The organism is Candidatus Pelagibacter giovannonii, assembly GCF_012276695.1.
In the GTDB taxonomy this organism is placed as follows: Bacteria; Pseudomonadota; Alphaproteobacteria; order Pelagibacterales; family Pelagibacteraceae; genus Pelagibacter; species Pelagibacter giovannonii.
Genome location: NZ_CP038852.1, coordinates 1,299,387 through 1,320,385 on the forward strand (window position 1 = coordinate 1,299,387; position 20,999 = coordinate 1,320,385).

A 20,999-nucleotide genomic window follows, 5' to 3' on the forward strand; every position below is an offset into this window, starting at 1 on the left:
AGTAGGAATCGGATTAATGAAATCTAAAGCTAAAGTTGTTGTAGTAGGTGGTGGTGTAGTAGGTGTTAGTGCTCTTTATCATCTGGCCAAAAAAGGTTTATCAGATGTTGTTCTTGTAGAGAGAAAAGAATTAACCTCAGGATCAACTTGGCACGCCGCAGGTTTACTTCCGTTATTTAATATGAGTTATTCAGTTGGGCAACTTCATAAGTATGCAGTTGATCTTTATAAAAAATTAGAAGAAGAGACTGGACAGAATGTTGGCTTTAGTGTTGTTTCAAATATTCGACTAGCAAGTACTAAAGATAGAATGGACGAGTATCATCAATATGCAGGAGTTGCACAAACTATTGGTGTAGATGTAAAATTTTTAACTCCAGATCAGGTAAAAGAAATTTGGCCGTTATGTAATACTTCAGATTTGCTTGGAGCAATACAACATCCAGAAGATGGATATATCCAACCTGCAGACTTAACACAAGCAATGGCTACGGGTGCAAGAAATATGGGTGCAGAGATTTATAGAAATACAGCCGTAGTTGGAATTAAACAAACTAAAGATGGATGGATTGTTGAAACTGATAAAGGAGCTATTGAATGTGAACATGTAATTTCTTGTTCAGGAAACTTTGCAAGACAAACTGGTAAGATGGTTGGTTTAGATATTCCAGTTATACCAGTTGAGCATCAATATATTGTTACAGAGGCACACCCAGATATTTTAAAAAGAAAAAAAGAAGGCTTACCAGAGATGGGAGTTTTAAGAGATAGTGATAGTAGATGGTACATGCGAGAGGAAGCTGGTGGTTTAATTTTAGGACCTTATGAAGATGGTGCTCCAGCCTGCTATGTAGACGGCCCATCAAAAGATTCTGAGTACGAATTATTCCAAGAAGACCTTGATAGACTTGCCCCACATATAGAAGGTGCAATTCATAGAGTTCCAGCATTTGGTGAGGTTGGTGTAAAAAAAGTTTATAACGGAGCAATTTGTTACACACCTGATGGAAACCCAATTGTAGGACCTGCGTGGGGACTTAAAAATTTTTGGATAAATGAAGGACATAGTTTTGGTATTACCGCAGCAGGTGGTGCTGGATGGCAACTTGCGGAATGGATTGTAGATGGAGAACCAACAATTGATATGCTTGGTGTCGAACCTAGAAGATTTGGTGATTATGCAACAAAATCATATTTAAAAGAAAAAAATGAAGAGGCTTACAACCATGTATTTAAAGTTCATTATCCAGATGAAGAAAGAGGTGCTGCTAGAGAATTAAGAACATCACCTTGTTATGACAGAATGAAAGCATTAGGTGCAGTATTTGGACAAAAATTTGGTTGGGAGAGACCTAATTTTTTTGCAGTAGATGGAATGGAGCAAAAAGATGATTGGTCTTTTAGAAGATCCAAGTGGTTCGAAGCTATAAAAAAAGAATGTAAAAATGTAAAAGAAAATGTGGGTCTTTTAGATATGACTGCATTTGCAAAATGCAGAATTAAAGGTCCTGGTGCTGAAGAGTTTTTAGATTATTTAGTAGCAAATAAACTTCCAAAAAAAATAGGAAGAATTGGTTTATGTCATGCCCTTAATACTAAGGGAGGAGTGCATTCTGAATTTACAATAATGAGAGAAGCTCCAGATAGTTTCTATTTAGTTTCTGCAGGAGCAAACCAAAGATTAGACCATGATTGGATTCAAAAATGGATGCCAAATGATGGGACAGTTCAATTTGAAAATCTAACTAATAGTATGGGTGTGCTAGTTGTATCTGGTCCAAAGGCTAGAGAATTAATGACAAGAGTTTCCAGTGATGATTTTTCTGGTGAAAACTTTAAATGGTTGAGTGCTAAAAATGTAAATGTTGGAAATGCACCAGTGAATGCTATGAGAGTAAACTTTGTTGGTGAATTAGGTTGGGAACTTCATCATTCAATTGAATACCAAAACCATATATTTGATAAATTAATGGAAGCTGGAAAAGATTTAGGTCTTAAGCCTTATGGAATTAGAGCAATGAATAGTTTAAGACTTGAAAAATCTTATAAACTTGTTGGGACAGAATTATCAATTGAATATTCACCTTACGAATCTGGACTAGATAGATTTATACATCCTAATAAAGGAAACTTTATTGGCTTAGAAGCACTTAATAAGTGGAGAGAAAAAGGTTTTAAAAATAAACTAATTACTATGGAGATTCACAATGTCGAAGACGCAGATGTTCTAGGAAATAATCCAATTTATGAAAACAATAAAGTTGTTGGACGTGCAACAGGAGGAGATTTTGGATTTAGACTGGGTAAATCTATTGCATTAGGAATGGTGAACCCTGATGTTGCGACAACTGGTCAAAAATTGAAAATTGATATTTTAGGAAAAATGTACGATGCTACTATATTAGACGAGAGTCCTTACGATCCAGAAAATAATTTATTGAGAGCATAATGAAAATATTAGTCGCTGTTAAAAGAGTAATTGATTACAACGTTCAAGTCAGAGTTAAAGAGGATGGAACTGGTGTTGTTACTGATAATGTAAAAATGTCGAGTAATCCACCCGATGATAATGCCATTGAAGAAGCTGTAAAAATTAAAGAAGCAGGTAAAGCGACAGAGATTATTGCAATTACAGTGGGTGAGGAAAAATCACAAGAAACTGTTAGAAAAGCTTTAGCTGTCGGTGCTGATAGAGGAATTTTAATCAAAACTGAGGGAATTGTTGAGCCATTAGCCGTAGCAAAAGCACTAAAAAAGATTGTTGAAAAAGAAAAACCAGATCTAGTGTTTATGGGTAAACAAGCAATTGATGATGACTGCAATCAAACAGGTCAGATGTTAAGTGCTTTATTGAATTGGCCTCAAGCAACATTTGCATCAAAAATTGAAATAAAAGACAAAACTTTAGAGGTTACAAGAGAAATTGATGAGGGGTTAGAAACAATTGAAGTTGACCTTCCAGCTATTGTGACATGTGATTTAAGATTAAATGAGCCACGTTACGCTTCATTGCCAAATATTATGAAATCTAAAAAAAAACCTTTAGAAATTTTAACAACTGCTGATTTAGGAGTTGATACCACGCCTAGAGTCCAACAAATTAAAGTAGAAGAACCACCAAAAAGAAAAGCAGGAATTAAAGTTGTAAGTGTTGCCGAGTTAGTTAGCAAACTTAAAAATGAGGCAAAAGTAATATAATGTCAGTTTTATTAATAGCAGAGCATAATAATAAAGAAGTAAGACCTTTTACATTAAACGCAATCACTGCAGCATCACAAATGGATGGAGATGTACATGTCTTATTAATTGGAAATAATTGTGGAGATGTTGCTAAATTATTATCTGAAATGCCAGCTGTTAAAAAAGTATTACATGCTGAAGCTTCTCACTATGAAAACTACTTAGCAGAAAACTTTGCACCACTAGTTGTAAAAGTTTCAGAAAATTATTCTCATATTGTTAGTTCTGCAAATACATTTGGTAAAAATTTGATGCCAAGAATAGCAGCAAATTTAGATATATCTCAAGTAAGTGACATTACTAAAGTGATATCGGCCGATACATTCATAAGACCTATTTATGCAGGTAATGCATTTGCCACAGTAAAAAGTACTGATGCAAAAAAATGTGTAACAATCAGACCAACATCTTTTGAGCCTTGTGAAACTTCTGGTGGCTCTGCTCCAATTGAAAAAATTGATGCTACTGAAGAATTTACACTTTCAAAATTCATTAAAAGAGAAGAAGTTAAGTCAGACAGACCTGAACTTGGAACTGCTAGAGTTGTAGTTTCTGGTGGAAGAGGAATGCAAAATGGAGAAAATTTTAAATTAATAACTGATATTGCGGATAAATTGAATGCTGCAATTGGAGCATCACGTGCAGCAGTTGATGCAGGATATATAAGTAATGAACATCAAGTTGGTCAAACTGGTAAAGTTGTTGTACCTGATTTATATATTGCAGTTGGAATTTCAGGAGCAATTCAACATTTAGCTGGAATGAAAGAAAGTAAAATCATTGTTGCTATAAATAAAGATGGTGAAGCGCCAATATTTAGTGTCGCAGATTATGGACTGGAAGCAGACTTATTTGAGGCGTTACCTCAATTCTTAGAAGAATTGAATAAATTAAATAGTATACAAAAATAATCAGTACTGTAAAAATTCAAGATATGCCTAGAGAAGCAATGGATTATGATGTGGTAATCGTTGGAGGTGGTCCTTCAGGATTATCTACGGCAATTAAGCTTAAACAATTAGATCCAGAATTAAATGTATGTTTACTTGAAAAAGCTTCAGAAATTGGTGCGCATATTCTAAGTGGTAATGTGTTTGAAACTAGAGCGTTAGACGAACTATTACCAAACTGGAAAGAACTTAATTCACCGATTAAAACTAAGGTATCTAAAGAAAAATTCTTATTTTTAGGAAAATCAAAATCATTAAGTTGGCCAACATGGCTACTTCCATCAGTTCAACAAAATCACAATAACTACATAATCAGTTTAGCAAACTTATGTAGATGGTTAGCAGAACAAGCTGAAGCTTTAGGTGTTGAGATATTTCCAGGTTTTCCTGCAAGTGAAATTTTGTACAATGAAGATGGATCTGTAAAGGGAGTTGCAACTCAAGATATGGGAGTTGATAAAAATGGTAACAAAAAAGATAATTTTGAATCTGGTATTGAGCTCTTAGGAAAAGTTACTGTTTTTGCAGAAGGATGTAGAGGACATCTCGGAAAACAATTAATTGAAAAATATAATTTGTCAGAAGGTAAAGATCCTCAACAATATGGAATTGGATTTAAAGAAATTTGGGAAATCAGTGAACAAAATCATGAAGAAGGAATGGTCATGCATACAGCAGGTTGGCCATTAGATAACAATACTTATGGTGGAAGCTTTATTTACCACGCAGAAAACAAGCAAGTTTTTTTAGGTTATGTAATTGGTCTTGATTATAAAAACCCACATCTTTCACCGTTTGATGAATTTCAAAGATTTAAAACTCACCCTAAAATTAAAAATATAATTGAAGGTGGAAAACGTATTTCTTATGGTGCGCGCGCTTTAATTGAAGGTGGACTTCAAAGTTTACCAAAAATGTTTATGCCGGGTGCTTTATTAATTGGCTGTGATGCGGGAACTTTAAATATGCCTAAGATTAAAGGATCACACACTGCAATGAAAAGTGGAATGATTGCTGCTGAAACTATAAATAAACATTTAAAAGAAAAACAAAATTTATCAATTTATGAAGATAAATTTAAAAAAAGTTGGATTTATGAAGAGCTACATACTGCCCGAAATGTTAAACCAAGCTTTAGCTGGGGTTTAATTCTTGGAATAATATTTACTGGAATTGATCAACTATTATTTAGAGGAAAATTACCTTTTACCCTAAGACACAAACATGCTGATCACGAAACACTAAAGCCAGCAAATGAAATGCCAAAAATTGATTATCCTAGACCAGATAATGTGATTACATTTGATAAAACAAGTTCTATTTATTTAACAGGAACAAATCATACTGATAATCAGCCAGTTCATTTACAGTTAAAAGATCCAAACTTACCTATAAATTATACTCTGGAAAAATTTGATGAACCTGCGCAAAGATATTGTCCTGCCGGTGTTTATGAAGTTCAAAATGAAAATGGTATAAATAAGTTTATTATAAACTCTCAAAATTGCATTCATTGCAAAACCTGTGATATTAAGGAACCTTCTCAAAATATTACATGGGTAACACCAGAGGGGAGTGGCGGACCTAAATATGGAAATATGTAATTAGAAAGATAAGATTAGTCCAACAATAAACATCAAAGAAACTATTAATCCTGCAAAAACTAGGTTTGTTCTAGTTTCTTTTTCTTTTACTTTTCTGGCTCTGTTTAAAAGAATATTAATATCTACTCTTCCTGATGATGAAACTTCCTCGCTATTATTGGGGGTCTTCAAAGGAGGAAGATCATTTAATTCTGTAGAAATTACTTTTTCTGAACTCATGAGTAATGAGTACTATTTTTACTAAAGATTTAAATAACACAAATGTCCAAAATGGGTTGACTTTAATCTAAGTATTGTTCAAATTGGGTTTTTTAGAATTATGAATATTAAACCAACTATATCATCTCAAATTGATGAAAAAATAATTTTCAAAGTAATTGATAAACACTTTAGTAGATTGGCACCATATTATTACAAATGGATAAACAGTTGGTTAATTGGGGCCTACAAAAATTTTGGAAATATAGATAAATATATAATCTTAATTTACATAATTAACCAAGATTTTATATTCTTTAGAAAAAATGGTTTAATAGTTGATTATGATACATTCTATAAAGATAAAACGTTAGAAGTAGAAAAAATTAATATCAGCAAAATTTCAAAAGATCTTCAAATACCAAAAGAGAGTGTAAGAAGAAAAGTAGAAGAACTAGAAAAAGTAGGCGTAATTAAAAGAAAAGGTAAACAAATTTTTGTAAATAGAACGGCATTTACTGTAGTTCAAGCAAATTTAACTTTAAAAAATATGAGTGTTTTATTGTATGAGTTTAATAAAATTCTCAAAGAAGAAAAAATTGTTGGAGTAGCTTACACAACTATAGAAATTTTAGATTCAATTAAAAAAAATTTTTCTTTTGTTTGGTATCAATTTTATAAGTTCTTATTCATATTTACTAATAGATGCAGAAAAGAAGTTGGAGACTTAGAAACTTTTTGTATTGGACTTTTAGTTTTAGTTATCTCAGCTGATAATAAAAAATTTAGAGTAAAAGATTTAAGTTTAAAAAAGTATGCGACTTTAATCCAAGGCTCTGATGATAGAGGAATTAATACAATGTCTATTTCTGAAATAACAGGAATTCCAAGAATAACAGTTATTAGAAAATTAAAATATTTGATAAAGAGAGATATTCTTCAAATTAATGAAAAGAAGTTAATTTATTTAAATATTTCAGGTGTTGCATTAGAGGAAGTTCAAGAATTACAAAATCAAAATATTAGATCTTTAAGTAATTTTATTGATAGAGTTTTTAATCAAATTAAAATTATAATTTAATTGTCTTATCTTGAAATAAACTAAGATAAATCAATAGCATTTTTTTTTAAAACTTCCATAGAAACAAGTTTTAAAGTTTTTTCATGAGTTCTTTTTAAATACACAGGACAAGGTTTTCCAGCATCAGCAGCTCTTGCATACCAACTAGCACAAACACACCAACCATCTCCAGCTTTTAGACCTGGAAATCCAAATTCAGGATGAGGAGTTATTAAATCGTTACCAGCTTCTTTACACCATTCTAAGAATTCTGTTGTAACTTTTGCACAAACTGTATGAACACCATGATCATTTTCATCAGTACTACAACAACCATCTCGGTGCCATCCTGTTAAAGGATCGTTAGAACATTCCTCTAGATCTTCACCTAGAACATTTTTTTGATTATCACTCATTTAAATTTTTGTAGGATTGGGTTGGCCTTTATAGACAACCTCTGGGTCAAAAGATTTTTCTTTTTCTTCAAATTTCATTTCAACTTCTCTGCCATTTTCAATTGGTCCTAGTGGAATTGATCTATAAAAACATGATCGATAACCAACATGACAGCTAGAACCATCACCAATATCAACTGTTAGCCAGACAGAGTCCTGATCATCATCAATTCTAATTTCTGTTACTTTTTGAGTAAAGCCACTAGTTTTGCCTTTATGCCAAATTTGCTTTCTAGATCTACTAAAATAATGAGCCTCTTCAGTCTCAATGGTTTTTTTAAAAGCTTCAACATTCATGTATCCATGCATCAAAACATCTTTAGTTTTTGAGCACATAGTAATGACTGGAATTAAGCCATCATTATCAAATTTTGGTGAAAGGAATTTCCCCTCTTCAATTTCGACTATATTTTCTCTTTTTTTAAACATAAGTAGGTGATTATGTAGCATATTAAGAAATATATTAAATATTTTAAAAACAATGATTTACTGTATAAACTTGCCTTATGAAATTAGTTGAAGAGACAGATAGCAAAATTTTAGATACCAAAAAAGTTTCTGATAAAGAAGCTGAAGAAGCTTTTAGAACTATTTTAACTTGGATGGGTGAAGATCCTAGTAGAGAAGGATTATTAGAAACTCCAAAAAGAGTTATTAAAGCATATAAAGAATATTTTGGTGGATATGCAAAAGACCCTAATAAAATTTTAGATAAAACTTTTGGAGATGTTGAGGGTTATGACGACATGGTTGTACAAAAAAATGTTTCTGTACAAAGTCATTGTGAACATCATATGGCTCCAATTATTGGAATTGCACATGTTGCATACATTCCAAATGAGAGAGTTGTGGGTTTGAGTAAACTTGCAAGAGTAGTAGAAGTTTTTTCAAAAAGATTACAGACTCAAGAGAGACTTACGATGCAAATTGCTAAAACAATAATGGAATCTTTAGATGCAAAAGGTGTGGCTGTAACGATAGATTCAACACATCAATGTATGACTATGAGGGGTATTAAGAAAGAGAATGCCACTACAGTTACAAATTATTTCTTAGGACAGTTTAAAGAAGATTTAAGTATTCAAAATAGATACTTAAGATTTATTAGTAAGTAAATTTCCTAAGGAGGGAAAAGCATGTCAGATAATTTTAAAGCGCTAATTATTAATCAAGAAGGTGAAAATTTTACCCGAGAGGTAAAGTCAATAGATAAATCATTTTTAAAGCATGGCGATGTTACTGTTAAAGTAGATTATTCAGATTTAAATTATAAAGATGGAATGATTTTGAAAAATGGTGGTCGTCTTGTTAAAGAATTTCCACATATTCCAGGCATAGATTTTTCTGGTACTGTTCTTGAAAGTGAAAATCAAAAATTTAAAACTGGTGATGAAATAATTTTAACTGGATGGAGAGTTGGAGAAGCTTTTTTTGGTGGATACTCTCAGGTTGCAAAAGTTAATGCTGATTTTTTAGTTAAGAGACCTTCAAACCTAACCAGCAAACAAGCTATGATGTTAGGAACAGCTGGCTTTACATCTTTAATGAGTGCTTTTGCTATTCAAGCTAGAGAAGAAATTTTATTAGGCGATAAAGTAAATGATGTATTAGTTACTGGAGCTACCGGTGGGGTAGGAAGTGTAGCGGTAATGGCTCTTACTAAATTAGGATACAATGTAACAGCTGTTACAGGAAAAGATTCTAAAACAGATTATCTAAAATCGTTAGGAGCAAAAAATGTTGTTAATAGAGCTGATTTTGACAAAGATCCAAGACCTATTGATAAAGGATTATGGGACGGTGTAGTTGATACAGTAGGAGGTAAAATTTTAGCTAATGCAATAGCTCAAACTAGATCAAATGGAATTATAGCTGTTTGTGGCAATACAAATAGTAATGAGCTTAATACAAATTTATTACCATTCATGCTTAGAGGAATTAAAGTGTGGGGAATGGATTCAGCAAATTGCAGTATTAAAAGAAGAGAATTTATTTGGGCAGAAGCAGCAAAACTTGTTGATTTTGAAGTTCTTGAAAAATCAATCTTAATTGTAAGTTTAGATGAATTATTAGAAACATATCCAAAAATTTTAAAGGGTGAAATTTCAGGAAGAGTTTTGGTAGATTTAAATAAATAGATGGATTGGGATAAATTAAAAATATTCCATGCAGTTGCAGAAGCAGGCAGTTTTACAAATGCAACAATAAATCTAAACTTAAGTCAGTCTGCAATAAGTAGACAAATTCAATCTTTAGAACAAGACCTTAAAGTGCAACTCTTCGAAAGACATGCAAGAGGTCTTACATTAACTGAAAACGGTGAATATTTATTTAAAACAGCTCATGATGTAATTAGTAAATTAAAAGAAGTTGAATCCACATTGGGTGATCAGAAAAATAAACCAACTGGTAAATTAACAATTACAACAGTTAGAAGTTTTGGTACTCACTGGTTAACACCTCGTATTCAAGAATTTATGACTTTAAATCCAGAAATAGAAATTGAATTAATTTTTGATGATAAGGAATTAGACTTAAGTACAAGACAAGCAGATATAGGTATTTTTATGAGAAGACCTAAGCAGCTTAATTATATTCAAAAAAAATTAGTAGATATCAAATATTATATTTATGGATCTAATAAATATTTAGAAAAAAATGGAATGCCAAAAACAATCACAGACCTAAATAAACATAAATTTATTTCATTTGGAAAAGGCGCACCATCTCCCGTTTATGATCCAGATTGGGCTTTAAAACTTGGAATTAAAGATAATAAAAAAAGAAAGCCAATAATGAAAGTTAATAGCGTTATGGGTTTACTTTTAGCTGTTGAAGCTGGTGTAGGTCTTGCAGCACTTCCTGAATATTTAGTTTCAAATTCAAACAATGTAATAAAAGTTCTTCCTAATTCAGAGGGCCCTATAACAGAGGCTCATTTTGTTTATCCTCAATCATTGAAAAATACTGCTAGAATAACTGCTTTTAGAAACTTTTTATTTAGTAAAATAGGTGACTGGAAGTAGTTTATTTACTTTTATCGTTAACATAAACTGAAACTCCCCTAGAATTAATATCTATATCAAATTTTTTGTGTAATGGTGGAAATGCTCGTTGTGAACAATCTAACCTATCACAAGTTCTACAGGAAACACCAATAGGAATTTCAGTTTTCTTATCTGAGATATCTAAATTTTCTGTGTACACAAATTGCTTTGCATATTTTGCCTCACAACCTAAACCAATTGATAAAATACTTTTAGATAAACCATATCGGCCAACACCTTTTTCAACAGTTCTTGCAATACATACATATTTTTCACCGTTAGTCATTTTACTTACTGCAGCTTGAATTACACCAGGCCTTGTAAAAGCTGAATAGACATTCCACCTAGGGCAAGCACCACCATATCTTGGTATTTCAATACCAGAAAGTGAAAAACGTTTAGAAATATTTCCAGCAATATCAGTTCTCAACATATGGAAAGGTATTCCTGGTAATTTAGGATCTTGAAGGCAAGTTACCCTATGAGCAACTTGTTCAAATGAAGTTGCAAAAGTATTTTGTAACAGTTCTAAATCATATTTTAGTTTTTTACATTCTGAATGAAACAATTGGTAAGGCATTAAGATTGCAGCACCACAATAATTTAATAGAGCAACTTGAGTTAATCTTTTTGATTCTTCCGATGGAAAATTAAAATTAGATAGGTACTGATCAATTTCTTTTGATGCACCTTCTTGTGCTATTTGAGATGCTGCATGTAATTTTTTTGTTTCTAAAGAACTATAATCACTTAATAAAAGTTCCTTTTTTTTCTTATTAAAAATTTTTGAAAATGGTTTGCCATCTTCAGGAATAGTATCTTTAACTGTTATAGAATATTCTTTTTTCAAATATTCACACAATGCAATATATCTAGTTCTATTGTTAACTTGAATTTTTTCAAAAACTTTATTTGCAAATTCTTCCAATCTTGGAAAATAGTTTTTATTTTCTTGAAGAAAATCAGATATTACTTCACCAGGAAATGAATTTTTTCTATTATCAACTATCTTGCCAGATAATTTTTCTATCTTATTTATTAATTCATGATCTTTTTTTTTAAGAATATCTCCCAACCTAACAAGAGCTCTACCAATTTTTGGGTTTGTCCCTACCAAATCTTTAACTTCAGGTCCGAGTATATCTAAATCTTCGAATAATTTATCATCTAGTATTTCTGAAATAGTATTTTCTAGATTGATATCTGACTTTGTTGTTAAATCAGAAAGTTGAATATTTAATTTTTCACAAACTTTAAGTAATAAATCACCATCTATTTTTCTTTTACCACCCTCAATTAAATTCAAATAGCTAGGTGATATTTCAAGTTCTTCAGCAAGTTTATTGGCTTGCAAACCTAGCTGTCTTCTAAAAGCCTTTATTTTTGGTCCTATTTTTAAATCTAATTGACTCATATTAATGATTTGTAAATTTTGTAAATTATAATTTACAAAAAGTTTCTTTGTTTTACAAGCATTATAACGAATTTAATGGATTTAGTAAATTTTGTAAATTATAAAGGTTATATGGAAAACAATAACAATAAAAACCAAGAAAATCAGTCTCGAATCACGAATGAAGAAGATCACACTCAAAGTAGCCAGTCTGGTATTTACTTGAGAGATGATCATTGTGATTGGGGTTCAAGCGGCATGAATGAATTCACTAACGAGTTTAGCGAAGACAAGTAAGCCTCTTAAAATCTAATTTTCTTAATTACACAACCTGGAAAGACCTAACTCATGAGCTCAGAATCTAAAGTTTCATACGATTTAAAAAGATTTGCTGGTATTAAAAGAGATTATACACCTGAAGAAGTTGAAAGACTTAGAGGTTCAATAAAAATAGAATATTCGATGTGCAAACATCAATCAAAAAAATTATGGAATTTATTAAATTCTGAAAATTATATTAATACACTAGGATCATTGTCTGGAAATCATGCAATTCAACATGCTAAAGCAGGGTTAAAAGCAATTTACTTGAGTGGATGGCAAGTAGCAGCTGATGCAAATACAGCTGGCGAAATGTATCCTGACCAATCTTTATATCCGTATGATAGTGCTCCAAAATTAGTTGAATCGATGAACAACGCTTTAATTAGAGCAGATCAAATTCAGCATATGGAATTACAAGATGGAGATATGAAATCAAAAGATAGAACAGATTATATGTTACCTATTATTGCAGATGGAGAAGCAGGTTTTGGTGGACCATTAAATGTTTTTGAATTAGCAAAAAAGTTTATTAAAGCGGGAGCTGCTGGAGTTCACTTTGAAGATCAACTAGCTAGTGAAAAAAAATGTGGCCATATGGGTGGAAAAGTTTTAGTTCCAACTGGGACTATGATTAAAAATTTAAAAGCTGCAAGACTTGCTGCAGATATTGCAGATGTACCATTAATAATTTTAGCTAGAACAGATGCTAATGCTGCAAAATTAATTACAAATGATTTTGATGAAAATGATAAACCATTTTTAACTGGCGAAAGATCACCTGAGGGTTTTTATTATGTTAAACATGGTATCGATCAAGCAATCTCAAGAGGTTTAGCTTATGCTCCTTATTCAGATTTAATTTGGTGTGAAACAGCAACACCAAACTTAGAAGAAGCAAAAAAGTTTGCTGATGCAATACATGAAAAGTTTCCTGGTAAATTATTAGCTTACAATTGCTCTCCCTCGTTCAATTGGAAAAAGCATTTATCAGATGCTGAAATTGCAACATTTCAGCAAAAAATTAGTGAGATGGGTTATAAGTTTCAGTTTATTACACTTGCTGGATTTCATACGCAAAACATTGCAATTTTTGAACTTGCAGAAAAATATAAAACTGAAGGTATGACTGCTTATTCTAAAATTCAAGAGCTTGAATTTGCTAGAGAAAAAGATGGTTATACAAGTGTAAAACACCAACGAGAAGTTGGAACATCTTATTTTGATGCAGTTTCAAATACCATAAGTAGTGGAAAAAGTTCTACCACTGCAATGGAAGGCTCCACAGAATCTGAGCAATTTTAATTAGTCTTTAATTAGCTTTCTAAATATGATTAAATATTTAGATGCTCATAAGTAGTTTACTTTTAATTATTCTTTATATTTCTCACAGATATATTGTTGCTTGGATAATATTCTACAATAATCAAGATGAACGTTTTGGTAGCTCTATATGGCGTTGGTCATATGATTATCAAGTAATTGGAGAAAGAGACGTTTCAGATCTTGATGATAAGCCTTTTGTAAGAAAAAGAAGAGTTAGAAACCGCACTGTTTCAATAATGTATTGCAATTTCTTTCTAGGGTTCTTTGTATTCATGTCTTTTTTAAGCAACTTACTTATATTGATTTTAAAGTAAGTAATTATTTTAGTGCGACACTTAATGCGATTGATAATCATTCGCAATGCTAATAACAAGCATTCTAATCTAAATAAATCAACAATTAAGGGAAAAATAATGAAAAAAATTACGATTATTGCATTTTTCGTGGCTTTATTTGCAAACATGACGTTTGCTGCTGAAGTTAATGTATTCAGTGCAAGACATTACGATTCAGATGTTCAACTTTACGAAAAATTTACAGCCAAAACTGGAATTAAAGTAAATATTGTATCTGGTAAAGATAAAGCTCTTCAAAAAAGAATAACTGAAGAAGGTGCTGATTCAAAAGCTGACATTTATATTACTGCTGATGCAGGAAGATTAGGTGCATTCGCTGCAAAAGGAATGTTCCAAAATTCTATGACACCTGCAATTAAAGCTGCAGTTCCAGCAAACTTTAGAACTACTAAATGGACTGGAATAGCTAAGAGAGCAAGAATTATGTATTACTCACCTGAAAGAGTAAATGCAAATGAGCTTAATGGTATGACTTACGAAGGTCTTGCTGATCCAAAGTGGAAAGGTAGAGTTGTTATAAGAAAATCAAACAATATCTATAACCAATCTCTTGTTGCTTCATTAGTTAAAAATAATGGTAAAGCAGCAACTTGTACTTGGGCAAAAGGTGTTGTGGCTAATATGGCTAGAGACTCTAAAGGAAATGATAGAGCTCAGATTTTAGCAGTAGCTGCAGGTGAAGCTGATCTAGCAGTAGCTAATACATACTATTATGCTTTGATGTTATCTGGAAAAAAAGGTGCTGAACAACAAGAGGCCGCTAAAAAAGTTTTACCTTTTTTCCCTAACCAAGGAGATAGAGGAACTCACATGAACATTAGTGGAGGAGGAGTACTTAAAACTGCACCAAATCCTGATAATGCAAAAAAACTACTTGAGTTTTTATTAACTAAAGAAGCACAAGAACACATAGTTAATAATACATTTGAATATCCAATGATTGATGGTGTTGAGCCTCATGCATTAGTTAAACAAATGGGTCTTGGATATAATCAAGATTTAGAAACTAAAGTTGCTAATTATGGAAAACAACAAGCTACAGCACTTGAGTGTATGTTAGCTGCAAGTTGGAAGTAATAAGCAAGTGAAAAAGAATTTATTTAATATTGATTTAGATAAATCTTCTGACGTATATGGGTCACAATCTCTGAAAGCTTGTGATCCATGTGCAGCAGAGTGTGAAAAAATCAATAGAAAAATAAATAACAGAAAATTATCAGATATTGAAGATAAAGAGGTTGCACATATCCTCTCTCCCTTTAATACATAATTTTCTTTTTAATGATTGTGCTCATAACTCTTCGAAAGGTATTTACCCTACCTAATTAGTTTATGAGCACTAAAAAATTCAAATGCAAGTAATTCAATTAAACAAACATTTAAAAAATAATAGGAATAGAATGATAGAAGGAAAAAAATGCTCAAGTGTAGTTTTAAAGACAAGAAAAATTGGCAAATGGGTTGATGTTAGTACTGATGATATATTCAAAGGTAAAAAAGTAATACTATTTTCATTGCCAGGTGCGTTTACACCAGTATGTTCTGAAAAACAGCTACCAGGATTTGAAGAAAATTATGATAAATTATTAGGTTTGGGTATTAATGAAGTTTATTGCATTAGTGTTAATGATGGCTTTGTCATGAATGCTTGGGCTGACCAACAAAATTTAAGAAAAGTTAAGGTATTACCAGATGGAAATGCAGATTTCACAAGATCAATGGGCATGTTAGTTGACAAAAAGCATGTTGGTTTTGGTCAAAGAAGCTGGAGATATTGTGCAATTATTAATGATGGCGTGGTTGAAAAGTGGTGGCAAGAGGATGGTATGAATAATGACGGCAGTGATCCTGATCCATATGATCAAACAACTCCTGAGAATTGTATAGAATATTTGTCAAAAAAATAAAAGCTACAAACTCATATTAATAAGAAAATTTTAGGAATTAGCTCTATAATCTCTCTCTCAAATTGGTTTTAGAGTTGATATTAACTTCCCTTGGTAACGAGGGAAGTTTCTTAAAAATAATTATTAAGGTAATGTAGATTATGGAATTTAGAAAAATAAATATTTGGTATATATCATCACTACTTATTTCTTTAGTAGTGGCTACACCAATTTTAACTGTATTCAGCAGTTTTTTTGAAACTACTGGAAACTATAGTTTAATTTTAAAAAATACTTTTCTTTATGATTATATTTATAATTCTTTAATACTTTTAATAGGTGTTTTATTTTTAACATTTATAATTGGTGTTGGATGTGCTTACTTAGTTTCATTTTATAATTTTCCAGGTGTAAATTTTTTTAAATGGTCATTGATCCTATCTTTTGCTGTCCCAGCTTATATTTATGCATATTCCTTAACTGCTTTTTTTGAAAATTATGGAACAGCTTTTTCAATCTTAAAAAACCTATTTGGAGAAGGTAATTATAATTCCCATATTCCCAAATTTGATGGAATGATTGGAGCCATAATTTCAATATCATTTTCATTATTTGGTTATGTTTATGTTTTAACCAGAACATCATTTCACTATCAATCTCAGAATTTAATAGAACTTGGAAAAAATCTTGGTTTCTCTAAAAAAAGATCCTTTTTTAAGATAATACTTCCCTCTGCAAGACCTGCTATAGTTGCTGGTCTTTCATTGGTTGCAATGGAAACCTTGTCAGATTTTGGATCTGTATCTTTTTTTGGAATATCTACTTTTACTACAGGAATATATAATGCCTGGATTTCTTTTGATGATCTTACTCTTGCTAACAGATTATCATTTTACCTATTAATTTTTATTCTTGGATTGTTTGTCTTAGAAAATTTTTCAAGAAAAAAAGCTCAGTATCACTCACCTTCCAAAGGAGGGTTTAAATCTAAATCAGTTATTAATTTAAGTGGATACAAGTCGTTTTTAGCATTTTCTTTTTGTATGTTAGTTCTTACTATAAGTTTTTTATTTCCTGTTCTACAGATGCTTTATTGGACAGTTCTATTTCCAAAACATTTAGCTGATTTAGATCTAGTTGACTTATTTTCCAATACTGTAATTTTAGTACTCTTATCTAGTTGCTTATTAATTGCCTTAGCTTTTATTTCAAATTATGGAAATAGAGTTTCTAAAAGTAAATTTTTAGAGGCACTAACTACTTTTTCAATTTCAGGATATGCAATACCAGGAGTTATTTTGGCGGTAGCATTCATTAGCTTTATCTCATGGTTTGATAATTACATTTTAGGTCAGGGAGGTATAAAGCCAATTTTTATAGGATCTATTCTTGGTCTAGTTTTAGTATATTTTATTCGATTTTATTCATTAGCGAGTAATGGAATTAAATCAGGATATTTAAAAATAAACTATTCTATTGATGAAGGTGCATATCTGCTTGGATATTCCAAATTCAAAACATTCAAAAACATACACGTTCCATATCTTAAAAATTCAATTTTATTGATAGGAATTTTATTAGCTATAGAAATCATTAAAGAGCTACCCATAACCCTAATTATGAGACCATTTAATTTTGAAACATTTGCAACAAAGGCATATATTTATGCTTCTCAGGATTTATTAGAAGCTGCAGCAGCTCCATCATTATTTCTTATAATTATTGCAAGTTTCTTTATATTAATTACTTCTAAATATATTCTTAAAGACTAAAAATATGACAAAAAATTTTCTAGAAATCGATAATGTAACGTTTACTGCCAGCGCACAAAACAAAGTAAGCAATGTGTCGTTCTCTATTGAAAATCAGGGAGACATTATTTGTTTATTAGGTCCATCTGGAATTGGTAAAACTACAATCCTTAGAACAATAGCTGGTCTTGTAAAAATTAATTCTGGAAAAATTGTATTAAAAAATAAACTTCTTTCTTCTAAAGATGTCCATGTAGAGCCAGAAGATAGAAATATATCAATGGCTTTTCAAGATAATTCTCTTTTTCCACATTATAATGTTTTAGAAAATATAAAATTTGGAGCTGAAAGAAATAAAAAGAAAAAAAAAGGCTTAAATATAAATGAGATAATTAAATTTCTTCATATTGACCATGTGGTTGATAAATTTCCACATCAGATAAGCTCAGGTGAAGCACAAAGAGCTTCTTTGGCTAGATCATTATTATCAAATCCAGATTTATTATTATTAGATGAACCTTTATCAAACGTTGACCAAAATTTTAAAGAAGAAATACAAGTTAAGTTAAAACAAATTCTAACAGAGCAAAAAATAACAACTATTATTGTTACACACGACTCGTATGAAGCTTTCTACTTAGGAACAAAATGTGGAATAATTCTTGACGAACAATTAAAACAATTTGATGATCCATATAATGTTTACCATTTTCCAAATTCTGTAGAGGTAGTTAATTTCCTAAATAGAGGAATTTTAATACCAGCAAAAGTCACAGGTGAAAATAGTTTAGAGAGCTCTGATTTAGGTACAATAACTGGTGATTTTATAAAACATTATCCAAAAGGATCTGATGTACAACTTTTACTTCAACCAGAAGATCTAGAACATGACGATCAGAGCAATTTAAAATTAGAAGTAGTTGATAGAAAATTTAGAGGAACAAATTTTATCTATACCCTTAAAACTACAAGTAATAAATTAATACCTGTGTTTGTTCATTCTCATCATATTCACCAACATGAAGTAGATGAAAAATTTGGTATCAAGAGACCTATTAATATTGATCATATAGTCTGTTTCTAATACAAAACTTAAATTATAATGAACGATAGATTAAAAACCTTATCTAGAGGAATAATTGACGTAAGTCCTTTAATGATACCTGTGGTTCCATTTGGAATTATCTTTGGTGTTATTGGAATGGAACTGGGACTGAGTGCATACATGACTTTTGGCATGTCCATTATAATTTTTGGTGGAGCTTCTCAAATAGTTTTGCTTCAGTTATTTTCAGGTGGGGCCTCTTCTTTAGTTACGATAACATCTGTTGGTGCAGTAAATTCTAGACATTTATTATATGGTGCAGTTTTTTCTGAATATTTATCTCATTTAAAATTAACGTGGAAACTTATTTTATCTTATGTGTTAATTGATCAAGCTTTTGCAGTCTCAAATACATATTTTAAAAATAATAAAAAGAATAACTACAAGCACTACCACTTATTAGGAGCTGGTTTTACCTGCTGGACAGTTTGGCAGATATCAACAGTTTTAGGTATAGTTCTAGGGTCAGTTATTCCAGAAGAGTTAGGTTTAAGTTTTACTATTTCTTTAACCTTTTTAGCTTTGTTAATTAATGATTTTAGAAAGTTTAAAAATATTATTGTAATGTTGGTGTCAGGGATAGTTGCAACTATTGGTTATAATACAATACCATTTCAAGCATACATCATTGTAGCAGCACTATCAGCCTTATTGGTTGCTACATTATTAACTTTAATCAACTTAAAACAAAAATAATGCATTGGTCGACAATTATTTACTGTGGAATAATTACCTACTTAACAAGGTTCTCTATGATATTTTTATTAAAGGAGGACATATTGAATTATAAAATGAAAAAAATTTTGTCATATGTTCCATCGGCTATTTTTCCAGCAATAATTTTTCCACCAATATTTTTAGATAACTCTGGTTCCTTAGATTTAGAGAATAACCCTAAAATATTAGCTGCAATATTTGCTATACTGGTTGGCTATCTGAGCAAAAACATCATTGCGACAATTTTTGCAGGGTTAACTTCTTACTGGTTTTTAATATTTGTTGTATAAAGGTTTATGAACAAAATTTTTATATTTATTTTTTTTATTTTTGCATTGAGCGCTAACGCAGGTGAGAAAAAAACAACTTTTAATATAGAGTTGTTTAATAAAGCACAATCAGAGGGCAAGGTTGTAATAGTAAGTTCTTGGGTTAAGTATTGTTCATCTTGTGCTGGTCAAATGAAAATTTTAAATAAAGCAAAGAATGAATTTGATAATATTGAATACTTCGCATTTGATGTAACAAATAAAGAAATTTCTAAATTATTTGACGTGCAATATCAAACTACACTTTTAATTTTTAAAGATAATAAAGAAGTTTACAGAAGTATTGGTGAAACCAATAGAGATTTGATTTACGAAGCTATAAAATCTTCAATTTAAATTAAGTCGCTCAATTTAAGATTACAGGCTTATTACGTTTATTTAATAATCCAAAAGATGATATTAATTATATAAACTAAAATACCATAAAATAAGAACATCAGTATTTTGTCTTTTCCTGTTTTTTCTTTCCAGTTTAATTTAAATAATACTGATGGAGAAGATACTAATAGGATAACTCCAATTATGATCACAAGTATTGATAAAATTATAAATACATTCATATTAAAAATTAAATAGCTCCAAGTTTAATATTGCTTGCAACATTTATGTCCATTAATTTTGGCTTAGATAAATTTAAATTATTCATTATATCAATATATTCGTTTATACTGTTCACCTGTAGTCTAGGATTAAATTTTTTTTCTTTACCAATACTGCTTACGGTCTGTCCATTATAGTCATGAGCGGGATATAATAAAGTTTCCTCAGGAAGTTTTAATAATCTATTAAAAATAGAATTATATGAGTCTTCTGAATTACCACCTTGAAAGTCAGTTCTACCAGTTCCATTAATTAATAAAGTATCTCCTGAAAAGAGATAATCATCCATGAGAAAACTGTAACTATCTTTAGTATGTCCAGGTGTATAAATTACCTTTATTTCTAATTTATCGACATAAATTATCTCATTATCTTTAACTTTAATTTCAACTGCATCAGATGGAGTATGTTCACCCATTATTGTTGTGCAATTTGTTTTGTTTTTTAATTTTGAAGCTGCAGTTATATGATCAGCATGAATGTGTGTATCTATAACTTTTACTAATTTTAAATCTAATTCATTAAGAAGTTTTATATACTGTTCAACATTCTCTAATACAGGATCAATGATTAATGCCTCTCGTCCTTTTGCAGATGCAATTAAGTAAGTGTAAGTACTTGAGCTTTTATCAAATAACTGATGAAATAACATTTAGATACT

The 20,999-nt window shown here is 30.7% G+C and carries 25 protein-coding genes; 19 read left to right on the forward strand and 6 right to left on the reverse strand.

The window, feature by feature from the left end; genetic code table 11:
- Positions 1-16 precede the first annotated feature (16 nt).
- The 4 genes from E5R92_RS06990 to E5R92_RS07005 are packed head-to-tail and all read left to right on the forward strand — an operon-like array spanning position 17 to position 5,794.
- Positions 17-2,449 carry a GcvT family protein gene (locus E5R92_RS06990; protein WP_168607369.1) on the forward strand — a complete coding sequence of 811 codons (2,433 nt, stop codon included), beginning with the start codon at positions 17-19 and terminating at the stop codon, positions 2,447-2,449.
- On the forward strand, positions 2,449-3,198 hold the full coding sequence (locus E5R92_RS06995) for an electron transfer flavoprotein subunit beta/FixA family protein (protein ID WP_168607370.1): 750 nt from the start codon (positions 2,449-2,451) through the stop codon (positions 3,196-3,198). The genes E5R92_RS06990 and E5R92_RS06995 overlap by 1 nt, the downstream gene beginning before the upstream one ends.
- Positions 3,198-4,151 carry an electron transfer flavoprotein subunit alpha/FixB family protein gene (locus E5R92_RS07000; RefSeq protein ID WP_168607371.1) on the forward strand — a complete coding sequence of 318 codons (954 nt, stop codon included), beginning with the start codon at positions 3,198-3,200 and terminating at the stop codon, positions 4,149-4,151. Before E5R92_RS06995 ends, E5R92_RS07000 begins: the two co-directional genes overlap by 1 nt.
- 23 nt (positions 4,152-4,174) lie before the next feature.
- The gene (locus E5R92_RS07005) at positions 4,175-5,794 is read left to right on the forward strand and encodes an electron transfer flavoprotein-ubiquinone oxidoreductase (RefSeq protein ID WP_168607372.1); all 1,620 of its coding nucleotides are present in this window, start codon (positions 4,175-4,177) and stop codon (positions 5,792-5,794) included.
- Here E5R92_RS07005 and E5R92_RS07010 read toward each other — a convergent pair whose 3' ends face one another.
- Positions 5,795-6,013: a hypothetical protein gene (locus E5R92_RS07010; protein ID WP_168607373.1), complete on the reverse strand. Its 219-nt coding sequence runs from the start codon at positions 6,011-6,013 to the stop codon at positions 5,795-5,797.
- Positions 6,014-6,113: 100 nt separating this feature from the next.
- Between E5R92_RS07010 and E5R92_RS07015 the strand changes: the two genes are divergently transcribed.
- A complete protein-coding gene (locus E5R92_RS07015) occupies positions 6,114-7,073 on the forward strand; it encodes a MarR family transcriptional regulator (protein WP_168607374.1) in 960 nt (319 codons plus the stop codon).
- 20 nt (positions 7,074-7,093) lie between these two features.
- Here the strand turns inward: E5R92_RS07015 and E5R92_RS07020 are convergent, their stop codons facing one another.
- Positions 7,094-7,468 (reverse strand): DUF2237 family protein, encoded by a 375-nt coding sequence (locus E5R92_RS07020; protein WP_011282250.1) that lies wholly within the window; start codon positions 7,466-7,468, stop codon positions 7,094-7,096.
- Positions 7,469-7,936 carry a phosphoribosyl-AMP cyclohydrolase gene (gene hisI / locus E5R92_RS07025; protein ID WP_168607375.1) on the reverse strand — a complete coding sequence of 156 codons (468 nt, stop codon included), beginning with the start codon at positions 7,934-7,936 and terminating at the stop codon, positions 7,469-7,471. It lies immediately after the preceding gene.
- A 77-nt stretch (positions 7,937-8,013) separates the two neighbouring features.
- Between hisI and folE the strand changes: the two genes are divergently transcribed.
- The 3 genes from folE to E5R92_RS07040 are packed head-to-tail and all read left to right on the forward strand — an operon-like array spanning position 8,014 to position 10,533.
- On the forward strand, positions 8,014-8,622 hold the full coding sequence (folE, locus tag E5R92_RS07030; protein ID WP_168607376.1) for a GTP cyclohydrolase I FolE: 609 nt from the start codon (positions 8,014-8,016) through the stop codon (positions 8,620-8,622).
- A gap of 21 nt (positions 8,623-8,643) precedes the next feature.
- Positions 8,644-9,645 (forward strand): MDR family oxidoreductase, encoded by a 1,002-nt coding sequence (locus E5R92_RS07035; RefSeq protein WP_168607377.1) that lies wholly within the window; start codon positions 8,644-8,646, stop codon positions 9,643-9,645.
- On the forward strand, positions 9,646-10,533 hold the full coding sequence (locus tag E5R92_RS07040; protein WP_168607378.1) for a LysR family transcriptional regulator: 888 nt from the start codon (positions 9,646-9,648) through the stop codon (positions 10,531-10,533).
- Position 10,534: 1 nt separating this feature from the next.
- On the opposite strand, the gene E5R92_RS07045 is transcribed toward E5R92_RS07040, so the two are convergent.
- Positions 10,535-11,968 (reverse strand): helix-turn-helix domain-containing protein, encoded by a 1,434-nt coding sequence (locus E5R92_RS07045; protein ID WP_168607379.1) that lies wholly within the window; start codon positions 11,966-11,968, stop codon positions 10,535-10,537.
- A gap of 111 nt (positions 11,969-12,079) precedes the next feature.
- Between E5R92_RS07045 and E5R92_RS07050 the strand changes: the two genes are divergently transcribed.
- The 11 genes from E5R92_RS07050 (at position 12,080) to E5R92_RS07100 (ending at position 20,074) form a co-directional block, all read left to right on the forward strand.
- Positions 12,080-12,244: a hypothetical protein gene (locus E5R92_RS07050; protein WP_168607380.1), complete on the forward strand. Its 165-nt coding sequence runs from the start codon at positions 12,080-12,082 to the stop codon at positions 12,242-12,244.
- A 51-nt stretch (positions 12,245-12,295) separates the two neighbouring features.
- Complete coding sequence (aceA, locus tag E5R92_RS07055; RefSeq protein ID WP_168607381.1) at positions 12,296-13,573, forward strand: isocitrate lyase; 1,278 nt, start codon at positions 12,296-12,298, stop codon at positions 13,571-13,573.
- A 41-nt stretch (positions 13,574-13,614) separates the two neighbouring features.
- The gene (locus E5R92_RS07060) at positions 13,615-13,908 is read left to right on the forward strand and encodes a hypothetical protein (protein WP_168607382.1); all 294 of its coding nucleotides are present in this window, start codon (positions 13,615-13,617) and stop codon (positions 13,906-13,908) included.
- Between the two features lie 99 nt (positions 13,909-14,007).
- On the forward strand, positions 14,008-15,027 hold the full coding sequence (locus tag E5R92_RS07065) for an extracellular solute-binding protein (RefSeq protein WP_168607383.1): 1,020 nt from the start codon (positions 14,008-14,010) through the stop codon (positions 15,025-15,027).
- A gap of 7 nt (positions 15,028-15,034) precedes the next feature.
- The gene (locus E5R92_RS07070) at positions 15,035-15,220 is read left to right on the forward strand and encodes a hypothetical protein (RefSeq protein WP_168607384.1); all 186 of its coding nucleotides are present in this window, start codon (positions 15,035-15,037) and stop codon (positions 15,218-15,220) included.
- A gap of 133 nt (positions 15,221-15,353) precedes the next feature.
- Positions 15,354-15,857 (forward strand): peroxiredoxin, encoded by a 504-nt coding sequence (locus E5R92_RS07075; protein ID WP_168607477.1) that lies wholly within the window; start codon positions 15,354-15,356, stop codon positions 15,855-15,857.
- A gap of 140 nt (positions 15,858-15,997) precedes the next feature.
- Positions 15,998-17,608 (forward strand): ABC transporter permease, encoded by a 1,611-nt coding sequence (locus E5R92_RS07080; RefSeq protein ID WP_168607385.1) that lies wholly within the window; start codon positions 15,998-16,000, stop codon positions 17,606-17,608.
- A gap of 4 nt (positions 17,609-17,612) precedes the next feature.
- Positions 17,613-18,671: an ABC transporter ATP-binding protein gene (locus E5R92_RS07085; RefSeq protein WP_168607386.1), complete on the forward strand. Its 1,059-nt coding sequence runs from the start codon at positions 17,613-17,615 to the stop codon at positions 18,669-18,671.
- Positions 18,672-18,689: 18 nt separating this feature from the next.
- Positions 18,690-19,388 carry an AzlC family ABC transporter permease gene (locus E5R92_RS07090; RefSeq protein WP_168607387.1) on the forward strand — a complete coding sequence of 233 codons (699 nt, stop codon included), beginning with the start codon at positions 18,690-18,692 and terminating at the stop codon, positions 19,386-19,388.
- Positions 19,388-19,699 (forward strand): AzlD domain-containing protein, encoded by a 312-nt coding sequence (locus E5R92_RS07095; RefSeq protein ID WP_168607388.1) that lies wholly within the window; start codon positions 19,388-19,390, stop codon positions 19,697-19,699. The genes E5R92_RS07090 and E5R92_RS07095 overlap by 1 nt, the downstream gene beginning before the upstream one ends.
- Before the next feature lie 6 nt (positions 19,700-19,705).
- Positions 19,706-20,074 (forward strand): TlpA family protein disulfide reductase, encoded by a 369-nt coding sequence (locus E5R92_RS07100; protein ID WP_168607389.1) that lies wholly within the window; start codon positions 19,706-19,708, stop codon positions 20,072-20,074.
- Between the two features lie 38 nt (positions 20,075-20,112).
- Here E5R92_RS07100 and E5R92_RS07105 read toward each other — a convergent pair whose 3' ends face one another.
- Positions 20,113-20,298, reverse strand: a complete 186-nt coding sequence (locus E5R92_RS07105) for a hypothetical protein (RefSeq protein WP_168607390.1) — start codon at positions 20,296-20,298, stop codon at positions 20,113-20,115.
- Between the two features lie 8 nt (positions 20,299-20,306).
- Complete coding sequence (locus E5R92_RS07110) at positions 20,307-20,990, reverse strand: MBL fold metallo-hydrolase (protein WP_168607391.1); 684 nt, start codon at positions 20,988-20,990, stop codon at positions 20,307-20,309.
- Positions 20,991-20,999: the final 9 nt, after the last annotated feature.